7 protein-coding genes and 1 pseudogene are annotated in these 9,723 nt (G+C 42.6%); 3 read left to right on the top strand and 5 right to left on the bottom strand.

Annotated features, from left to right (window positions below; all coding sequences use genetic code 11):
* The first annotated feature begins 29 nt into the window (after positions 1-29).
* The 3 genes from B3B27_RS05355 to B3B27_RS05345 all read left to right on the top strand — a co-directional run bounded on the left by B3B27_RS05355 (position 30) and on the right by B3B27_RS05345 (position 4,359).
* On the top strand, positions 30-788 hold the full coding sequence (locus tag B3B27_RS05355) for a PIG-L deacetylase family protein (RefSeq protein WP_214062142.1): 759 nt from the start codon (positions 30-32) through the stop codon (positions 786-788).
* A 26-nt stretch (positions 789-814) separates the two neighbouring features.
* Positions 815-1,747 carry a hypothetical protein gene (locus B3B27_RS05350; RefSeq protein ID WP_214062141.1) on the top strand — a complete coding sequence of 311 codons (933 nt, stop codon included), beginning with the start codon at positions 815-817 and terminating at the stop codon, positions 1,745-1,747.
* Between the two features lie 1,013 nt (positions 1,748-2,760).
* Positions 2,761-4,359, top strand: a complete 1,599-nt coding sequence (locus tag B3B27_RS05345) for a DUF6377 domain-containing protein (RefSeq protein WP_414703129.1) — start codon at positions 2,761-2,763, stop codon at positions 4,357-4,359.
* A gap of 113 nt (positions 4,360-4,472) precedes the next feature.
* Here the strand turns inward: B3B27_RS05345 and B3B27_RS05340 are convergent, their stop codons facing one another.
* From B3B27_RS05340 to B3B27_RS05320, 5 genes and pseudogenes are all read right to left on the bottom strand, one after another.
* Positions 4,473-5,489, bottom strand: coding sequence for a DUF4961 domain-containing protein (locus B3B27_RS05340; RefSeq protein WP_286846998.1), 1,017 nt, complete (start codon positions 5,487-5,489; stop codon positions 4,473-4,475).
* A 12-nt stretch (positions 5,490-5,501) separates the two neighbouring features.
* Positions 5,502-5,972, bottom strand: a complete 471-nt coding sequence (locus B3B27_RS05335) for a hypothetical protein (protein WP_286846996.1) — start codon at positions 5,970-5,972, stop codon at positions 5,502-5,504.
* Between the two features lie 39 nt (positions 5,973-6,011).
* A complete protein-coding gene (locus B3B27_RS05330) occupies positions 6,012-7,388 on the bottom strand; it encodes a DUF4185 domain-containing protein (RefSeq protein ID WP_286846994.1) in 1,377 nt (458 codons plus the stop codon).
* A 26-nt stretch (positions 7,389-7,414) separates the two neighbouring features.
* The gene (locus B3B27_RS05325; RefSeq protein ID WP_286846993.1) at positions 7,415-8,926 is read right to left on the bottom strand and encodes a RagB/SusD family nutrient uptake outer membrane protein; all 1,512 of its coding nucleotides are present in this window, start codon (positions 8,924-8,926) and stop codon (positions 7,415-7,417) included.
* Between the two features lie 28 nt (positions 8,927-8,954).
* Positions 8,955-9,723, bottom strand: a pseudogene (locus B3B27_RS05320) (TonB-dependent receptor); the annotation flags it as partial.

Raw genomic sequence — 9,723 nt, 5'->3', positions numbered from 1 at the left:
AGGAAAATAATCTTAAATGAAATAACAGGATGGATCTGGAAAAAAGAATTGTTGCCATTTTAGCGCATCCGGACGATGCGGAATTCATGTGTGCCGGGACATTGTCCCTGTTTAGAAACAGGGGCTGGGAGGTTCATATTGTCACCATGACTCCCGGTGATAAAGGCTCTGCGGTACACACCCGGGAGGAAATTTCCCGGATAAGGACCGGCGAGGCACGCAGATCCGCGCAGATTATCGGGGCAACCTACCATTGCGTGGGGCTCGAAGATGTGTACATAATCTACGATAGGGAAGCGATAAACAGGACAACCGCCGTGTTGAGAAAGATCCGGCCCTCGATAGTTATTACCGCCAGCCCGACGGACTACATGGTGGATCACGAGACGACCGCAAGGATTGTTCAGACGGCCTGCTTCTGTTGTGGCATAAAAAACATGGAAGTTGATGAAGCGCCCTTCGAGCCGTCACCCTACCTCTATTACGCGGACGCCATGGATGGAAAGGACAAGTTCGGACATGCCGTCGCCCCCTCGATGTATGTGGACATAACGGGAGAGATGCCGGTTAAGGAGGAGATGTTGAAAGCCCATGCAAGCCAGCGGGACTGGCTGCTTGAACACCACAAGGTGGACGAGTACATCCTTTCCATGAAACACTTTGCGGAGGTAAGGGGAAAAGAGGTGAACCGCAAGTACGCGGAAGGTTTCCGGCAACACCTGGGGCACGGGTTCCAGCAGGGAAACGTGCTTGCCGGGATCCTGGAAGAGAATATCATTATCAAGTAAAACACCCAAATTAAATAATTTAAACTATGTCACGAAAAATAAGTATGCTGGCCCCGGACTGGTGGGATTTCACAACACTGGAAGACGAGATTCTGGGCGATGCCGCCAGGTTGACCCCCGAAGATATGCTGGCCCTTTCAAGGCCCGGATTCAAGGTTGTTTTCTACGACACGCTGGAGGACTTCTACCTGGCCGAGGCGCTTGAATACATTACAGCATGGAAACAAGCTACGGCAAGTGAACCCGTCGGGGTCTGCGGCCCCATAGGGCCAACCGAACAGCTCCCGCTGGTGGCCCGGCTGGTGAACGAGCTGGAACTGGATCTGTCAAATGCCCATTTCTGGGGTATGGATGAATGGTACGTGGACGGGAAGGAGATCGGCGTCGAGAGCCCCATCTCGTTCGAAAGGGCGAACAATGAGCTGATGTTTCACAGAATGAATAAAAAACTGCGCATGCCGGAGGAAAACATACACTATCCCGAAGCCGACACCTCGAAATACATCAAAAGTTGGAACACGGGCGTACGATGTGCGGTAATGCAGGGCGGACAGGGTGACACGAAACATTGGGCCTTTAATGATCCGGTGAAAAGAGAAGGGAAATACAAGGACAACCCTCCCTCGCTGGAAGAGTACAAGAAACTGACCACCCGTGTTGTCGACCTGCATCCCATTACCTGTATGCAAAACGCGAGGACCAGTGCCGGCGGTGTTGTTACGGGAATCCCCTCGCAGGCCTTGACGGTGGGCCCCGTACAAACCTGGCAGGCCGAAAAGGTATCGATCTGGCAGGCGGGAGTACATGACAATCCGTTTGGACAGAGGCTGACCGCATTGATGATCGGGAAAAAGATTATTGACTCCGCCGTGCCCATGTCGCTGCTGGCAGACCACCCCAACGTCCAGTTCAACTACTACAGGGGGGGACTGGGTACCTGCGGAACCGAAATGCATTAACATGCTGGCGAAGAAAAACGAATAGGCAATTGCCTTTGTCTATCAAGGAGGATAGATCTGGAGCGTTGTCCACGTTTATTTACAGGCACGCAAAAAGAGGCCGTCTCATAATAAACTATGAGACGACTTTTTTCTGTCTTCTTTTAGTAGATAATAACATCTNNCTGGCGAAGAAAAACGAATAGGCTTCTCGGATTAAAGGATTTAAGAGGCCTTGTCTTGGTGGTATGCAACAGGATTCACCGAAAGGATGATTTGGCGGAATTCTATGAAGGGATGACCTTTTAGCTTATATCCGCTGTTAACNNTCTTTTAGTAGATAATAACATCTAAAAAGATAAAAATAGCCCCTGATAAACCTTATAATGCCACTTTAGCAGGTTATGTGCAATCGAGAACAATACATACTTCATTTCTGCCCTGTCTTTACCCCTGTAGAAGAACCGTTTGCAATTTTTTGTTTTTCAGGGTACCGAAAGCAGCCTCCTCCTTCGGGTAACAACTGTAAAGAATTCACGCTACTCAAGATGATCGATGTATGTGATGGTGTCGGAAGTGGTCTGGTGAAGGCGGATTATTTTTGCGGAATTATTTCACCTGGATGAGGTGGAAGTAGTACATTGTCGTTGGTCTGTAAAATTTAACATTACTTCTGCACCATTTCAAATAGTCTTAAAATCTCTAATTTTCAAGTAACTAGGCAATTTTTCGTTCATGAAAATGAAAACCGTGAAACAGCCTCTTTATCACTTAAAAATGATTCGCTTTTTCAACCAATATGCAAGCTCTTTTATGGTTTTTTTGAAAATTTCATTTAAGTCACTACATTTGTACTAAAACTTCCTCATAACAGGACAACATTGTACTTTCAAAGCAGATATTACATTCCGAATCGCAATATTGATTAAATTTAATTTAATTTTTTTATATTATAAATTTTGTACTCAAAAGATTCATAACAGAAAATAGAGAAAGAAATTGTTTTTTGTGAATCAATATGATTTATCACTACTGTGAAATATATATTACCTTTCATATTAATTATCATTCTCCCATGTTCGCTCTTGGGCGTAGAAAGTAAAACTGATTCATTACTCAAAGAATTGGATAAAGTCATATCCAAACGCAGCAATTATCTGGAAATCAAAGAAAAAAAGATATCAGACTTGAAACAAGAGAAAGAACTCCTCAGTAATGAAGAAGAGATCCTAGATATCAACAGGGAGATCATCAATCAATACAACAGTTTCATCTGCGACTCTGCCGAGTATTATATCAAGGAAAACCTGGCCATTGCCCGGCAATTAGACAAAAAAGACATCATTACTGAATCATTGTTGCACCTTTCGTATGTCTATTCTCTTTCCGGACTTTTCCTCCAGGCGGCGGAAATCTTCAGTTCAATGGATTATACCCATCTTCCTGACCATTACAAAGCATGGTATTGCTGGAACTACATCCGCTACTTTGAAAATCTCATTGTCTACATCAATGATCCAAGATATGCTTATTCCTATGAAGTAGAGAAAGAAGAATGGAGAGACAGGGTGATGAATCTACTAAGCGATCAGTCGGAAGAGTACAAAAAAGAACTTACCCATAGATTACAACAGTCTGGTCAGTTTTCTGAAGCAGAGGAAATATTGATTTCAATTTTCAGACACCAGCAGCCCCACACGCATCAGTATGCCATGGCCGCCATGAATCTGGCAAAACACTATGCGCAGACAGCTGAATCAGAAAAAGAATCCTATTATTTAATACTGGCAGCTATTTCTGATATGGAGTTGGCTGTGAAGGAAAACGAAGCCTTGCTGTCTCTTGCCGTGAAACTATACCATGATGGGGATGTTGACAGAGCATACAACTACATCAGGATAGCCCTGGATGATGCCCTTTTCTACAATGCCCGTTTTAAAAATTCGGTTATCGCAAGAATCCAACCTATCATTGAGGACACTTATCTGCAGAAAATTCACTCCCAACAAAAAAACCTCCGTTTATATTCGATTGTCACCAGTCTGTTTGTGATCTTTTTAATCGTTACTCTGTCCTATCTGTACATCCAAATCAAAGCGGTTTCAAGAGCAAAGAAAGAACTTAGAGTTATGAACGACGACCTGATTCAGTTGAATAAAAAACTGGATGAAGCCAATATCGTGAAAGAACATTACATCGGATATTTCATGAATCAATGCTCGGTCTACATCAATAAGTTGCACAGGTACCATAAGAATGTAAACCTGAACATAAAGACCGGACAAATGGGAAATTTACATAAATTCTCCACGGATGAAATGGTGTCCGACATCAATGAACTGCATACAAATTTCGACAAAACCTTTCTGGCACTTTATCCGAATTTTGTCACGGAATTCAATTCTTTACTCAGGAACACTGAACAATACGATCTTGAAAAAAATCAATTAAACAATGAACTCCGCATATTTGCTCTTATTAAATTGGGAATCACCGATGTAAAACAGATTGCCGAATTCCTACATTATTCCGCACAAACGGTGTATAACTACAAAAGTAAGGTAAAGGCAAAAGCATTGGTAGAAAGCGATCAGTTTGAAGATGAAGTAATGAAAATCGGGAGCATCCAATAGTACGCGCATGAAAATTATTACATACCATGGCAACAATTACCCGGTTCTTTAGACACTTCCCTTTTAAAAGAATTGCTCAAAGAACCGGGTTAAGTTAATTCAGGTATTCTCCCCTACTCACAGGTTTCCTCTATCACAAAGTTATCTTCTGTTTCGTTATCCAATATAACAACACTTTTATCCTTATTTGTGAAATGAACCTGAATACCTAATATATCGGCATCCTTTGATAAATCAAAGAACTCTCTTGGGTAAATATATTTCTGGAAAGAAGTCACTGCTCCCAGATTACCCAGTGATTCCATAAGAGTTTTGTCGGAAATCTCGTCCACAATCTTCTCTTTCTCTACTCCTCCTTCCCTGTATTGTACTTTCGCATACAGATGAACCTCACCACCTTTCAAACCTCCTTCGGCAATATAGTTTGGCTCATTATAACGAATTGAGAATATATCTCCGAAACCAAAAGTGGCAGGAACAAAAGATAATGCCGGATCAGCAGTGAAGTCCATTTGAGGATCATCACCACCGGTAACCTCCAAAAGTTTGGCTTCTACCACATCCTCATCAGGATATTTTTCACCATTGAATCCAAATGCCTCACCACAGAATGTGTATCCCGCATAGAATTTCACGGCACGCGAACCTGTATGAAGTTTAATATTCACAGTACCCACTACGGTTTTTTGATCTGGGATATTATCATTTATTTGGAAGGTAGTAACCGATTTAAATACAACCCACTCCATTGGTCCTGTATTGCCAAGTACGCCCATCCGACTCTGGAATGAAGCAGACCATGGCATTCCATCCGTTGGATTTTTGTCTGCTGCACTCATCAATACCATGGGTTCATTGGTAACCTTGTTCCCGGCAAATGCCGCATCAGTGGTAAGAGTTAATAAAGCGTTGTCTTTCACATTCCAGGCTTTAGGCATTAATATACCAAATGTCAACTTACTGTTACCATCAGTTTCAGCAACGATTTTTATCTTTACTGTTATGTTGATATCACTGTCAACCTGAGCATTGTCGGGGTGAATGATTTCTTCAATAGTCATGCAGGTGACAACAAGGAATAAGACTGCCACCAATGATAAATAGTATTTATATTTTCTTATGAATTTCATATGATTTCAATTTTATTGTTGAATGCTTTTAAAAGTATATTTATAATCCAGTGACGGGCAGTCCAGTTTAAAAGGAATGCTAAACTCACCATTTACATAGTAGGCGATAACTTTTTCCGAATCGGTCAGGCGCAATTCATTGGGAAGTACGTTCGTATTCAGATATGCATCCACCTTTCCGGATGGGATCTCATAGCTATAAGGTGAAAAAGGCACATCGCCGTTATCGAAAGTCACCGCGCTAATCTCGTTATCAGTATAGTGCAGTGTCAGCCTGAAAGTATTGAAGAAGTCGAACTTTGAAGCAAGATCAATTCCATTAATGTTTACCTCATCGTACTGATAAACGTGGAAAAGCCCATAATTTATATCGAAGTCAGAGTGATAATCTGACAACATTTTTGTCCGGCTATCGTCTTCGCAGCTTGCGAGGGCAAGTAAAACCGAAACTACTGTAACTGTTAATGCACATTTTCTCATCATTTTATTTTTTTAGTTTATAAAATATTCGTTTTCAATCTTTTAATTCATAATCTTATCTATATCAACCCAGAAGAAACGGGGGCGGTAAGTACTCACGTCGCTGAACTGTTCTGCAAAAACTTCGGTATTCACGTTGTAGCTGACAAGTATCATCCCGTCTTTCTCAAACTGCGGATGCGCCATAGCATTGTAAGTCAATAAATGCGGCGTATTCTGTTCGTAGGTTTTAAATATAAGTTGCTTGTTCCTCCACGGTCCGGTGGGGCTATCGGCAATGAAAGTGTATATTTCGCCGGAGTTAAAAGTCTTCTTCTGAGTAAGCAATACATACTTACCTCGTAGTTTAAACACATTGAACTGTGACGAAACGGGTACAGAGGATAAGCCTTCCAACTTAACGGCATCCGATGAATTTGCGCTCCAACCCGAACCGTTGTAATATTGCCAGTTGTCGTATGGATTACCTACAGCGGTCCGTGCAACCAGTACTTCTGTGATGGGATCCATATCGTTTCGTACATCTACTTGTGCGTAGATATAGTTATAATTGTCATCCTTGAGTGCAGCCATTCCGTAATGAACATCTGTTGATCCTTTAAACGGTATAGGGGTTACCTTATTCAATTCTAAGCCGGGAAGGTTATATTCCAGTATATGAGTGGTTTCATACATAAATCCCCACATACCCTCACCTCCCTGATACATCAGGGTTTGAAAGATATACAACTTATCACCATTCACAAATCCGTGTCCGGGCCAGTACCATTTTTGCTCGTCGGAATAACCGGGAGGTACCGCTGCTGAAGCATTCTTGTTGCCTCCATACCCGTAAATAGCGCTCACCTTGCCGTTGTCATACACAATATAGGTATTGCGATACATACGGTCGGAAGTCGGTCGTTGTCCATTAGTAACTGTTCCTATATAAGAGTCACCCATCAGGAAGATGCTCCTGCCATCGGGTAAAGGAATGGAATACATACCATCACCTGCAGTTACACTTCCCTGATCGGGAATGATGATGCCGGCAATGACCTTATCAAGACCATCAATTTTTGCCTGGATAGTGTTGGCGTTTACAACTTCGCTACCCTTCACCAATGAGAGAGTTACCGATACAGGTTCATTATAAGGCACACGGGTGAAGTAGCTTGTTGTTTCACCTTTTTCAACCGTTTTCACAGTGGCAGGTTTACTCAACTCAATACGATAATTATCGAAACTGACTTCCGGATGGGTAAGTTCCCACGACAGGTATAGCGTATCCGCATTGAATGTAGTGGCAATTTTGATATAGGTATGACCACTATCAGGTTCAAAGGGATTCTTCCTTATGCTGTCATCTTTATCGGAACAAGAAACAAGAAGACAAAGTAAGAACGACAATAATATCATATGTTTATAATTGTACTTCATACTAACAATTCGTTGTGATTAAATGATCAATCCCTCTTTAAATTAGGATTTAATCTCTTTTCCCTGATCGGGTATGGCAGTAACAAGCTTGCTTCTGTAAATGGGGCTGTATGACTCGGGGTCTGATACCCGATCATGTTTACCATTTGGCCGGTGACAGCATGTAAAGCTTTTCGTGTTCTCACCATATCATACCAGGTCTGATTCTCGAAAGCAAGCTCCCAGAAACGTTCCTGTAATACCTTATCAGCGGTGATGGATGTGGGTTTCGCTTCCTGAGGTAATGCACGTTTTCTGACGGAGTAATATGCCTCAATGGCATCAGCATCAGTGGTGGTTCCTCCATCAGCCTGTGCTTTTGCTTCTGCCATCATCAACAGCACGTCAGCATATCTTAAGAGTGTAAAGTTGGCTCCGGATTTTCCAACTTCAGCAGCATTCTGGTCCCAGTACTTATAAATATAGAGCCTGCCGAGATCTACCATGCCCGATTTATCAAGTGCCTCCTGCTGGGTATAATAGAATTTTCTTTCATCTTTGCGCTTATCCCCTTCGGGATAAGTATCAAAGAACATCTGGGTAACAGTGATTGCTCCACCGTAAGCGGCACTGGCTGAGACAGCTTTTACTGGCGCAGGGTAAGCTAACAGAGCACTATGGAGGGGATTTCCTGCATTGTCGGCCTCTCTTTGAATGGACCAGATAATCTCTCCTGAATTTTCCACAGTTCTCAACTTTTCATAGGTGTCGAATAGGTGAAATTTTCCACTGGCATATACCTGCTTTGCCATGTTATAGGCTTTGGTATAGTATTCTGTTCCCTTTTGTAGGGGATATCCGGCCATGGTGAGCAAAACCTTGGCATGCATAGATTTCACGGTTCCCTTGGTCACACGCCCACTGGTATTTGTCCAGTCCAGACTCTCCATCAGCTCCCCGGCTTTTGTCATATCCGCATCTATCTGTGTGTAGACAACTTCCATGGATGACAACTCAATTTCAGTATTCGTTACATCTTTGGTGGGCGTGAGTTTCAATGGCACAGGTCCATAGAGTCTTACCAGGTTGAAGTAGAAGTAACCGCGGAGGAAATAAGCTTCGCCGAGATACTGGTTCTTTTTGGTTTCACTTATCGTCCCTTCTGCCATACTTTCTATACCTTCGATAATGCCGTTGCAATTCTCAATAGCCCGATATGCTGTTTCCCAGAATCTCTGCACATAGCTGTTATTGTCCGCAATAAGCAAACTGTTGGCTTGAGCGAGGTCTTGTGTACCTGATCCGCGCATACGTTCACCGTATCCGTGCATGAATTCCATAAAGATGAAACTCTGTGAGCCGGGCTCAATATCCGAGTCCATAATATTGTCAACAAAGGTGTATATGCCGTTCACGGCAGCCAAAGCCTGTTTTTCGTTCTGGTAATACGAATCGGGATTCAGAAATGTCTTTGGTTTTTCTTCAAGAAAAGAGTCACAGGACGTAATAATTACCGCCAGGACAATGAGCCAGCTTATATTTGAATATATCTTTTTCATTTGATTTAAATATTTATTTTCTAATCACTTAAAATGTAATCTTTATGTTAGCAGTAACTGTTGTTGGACGAGGGTATGAGTAAAAGTCAATGCTCTGTCCGTTGTCTGTATTAAATGCGCCCATTTCTGTGTCATATCCGGGGTACTTGGTGAACAACGCAAGGTTCTCAACGGATACTCCCAAAGAGAGGTTGTTTACTTCCCTAAGCCAGTTAAGCACTTTAGGACTGAAAGAATACGAGAGGACAATGTTTCGGATTCGCAGGAAGTCCCCTTTATGAAGCATATAGGAGTCTTTTTCGTTTTCGCCGAAGAATGGGTCAGACGGTAAACGTAGTGCGGCAACCATCGTATTTTGATTCTCGGGTGTCCATGCTTTAAGTATATCTTTCACACTGTTGCTGTACAACGGTCTGTTTTCACCCATGGAATGGGTAATACTCATGATCTTGAAGCCATATACATAATTAAGGTCAACCATCAGTGATAAACCCTTGTAGGTAAAAGTATTCACCATGGTGAGGTTTCCTTTCGGCCTGCCTGTACCCATTAACTGACGATCTTCCTCGTCGATCTTATAGTCACCGTTCACATCTTCGTACTTGATATCACCGGGTCTTTTACCATACCTGGCAGCTTCCTCTACCTCGGCAAGACTCCATGTTCCCAGTCTTTTATACACGTAATACGATGCCCAGTCTATGCCTTCCCGGGCTATGGTATTATTCCCTGTCTCAATGGTTTCTCCGTTTATATCTATTGTCTTCACTTTGTTAGTGGAGTACACAAGATCTGTC

Source organism: Proteiniphilum sp. UBA5463, from assembly GCF_002427225.1.
GTDB classification, from domain to species: domain Bacteria; phylum Bacteroidota; class Bacteroidia; order Bacteroidales; family Dysgonomonadaceae; genus Proteiniphilum; species Proteiniphilum propionicum.
Note: the sequence above shows the minus strand (reverse complement) of the source record. Positions and strands in the feature narration are given on the sequence as shown.

Excerpts from the sequence above, each read along its gene's own strand:
- B3B27_RS05355 (WP_214062142.1), top strand. The coding sequence starts at position 30 with ATGGATCTGGAAAAAAGAATTGTTGCCATTTTAGCGCATCCGGACGAT.
- B3B27_RS05350 (WP_214062141.1), top strand. The coding sequence starts at position 815 with ATGTCACGAAAAATAAGTATGCTGGCCCCGGACTGGTGGGATTTCACA.
- B3B27_RS05340 (WP_286846998.1), bottom strand. The coding sequence starts at position 5,489 with ATGAAATTCATAAGAAAATATAAATACTATTTATCATTGGTGGCAGTC.
- B3B27_RS05335 (WP_286846996.1), bottom strand. The coding sequence starts at position 5,972 with ATGATGAGAAAATGTGCATTAACAGTTACAGTAGTTTCGGTTTTACTT.
- B3B27_RS05330 (WP_286846994.1), bottom strand. The coding sequence starts at position 7,388 with ATGAAGTACAATTATAAACATATGATATTATTGTCGTTCTTACTTTGT.
- B3B27_RS05325 (WP_286846993.1), bottom strand. The coding sequence starts at position 8,926 with ATGAAAAAGATATATTCAAATATAAGCTGGCTCATTGTCCTGGCGGTA.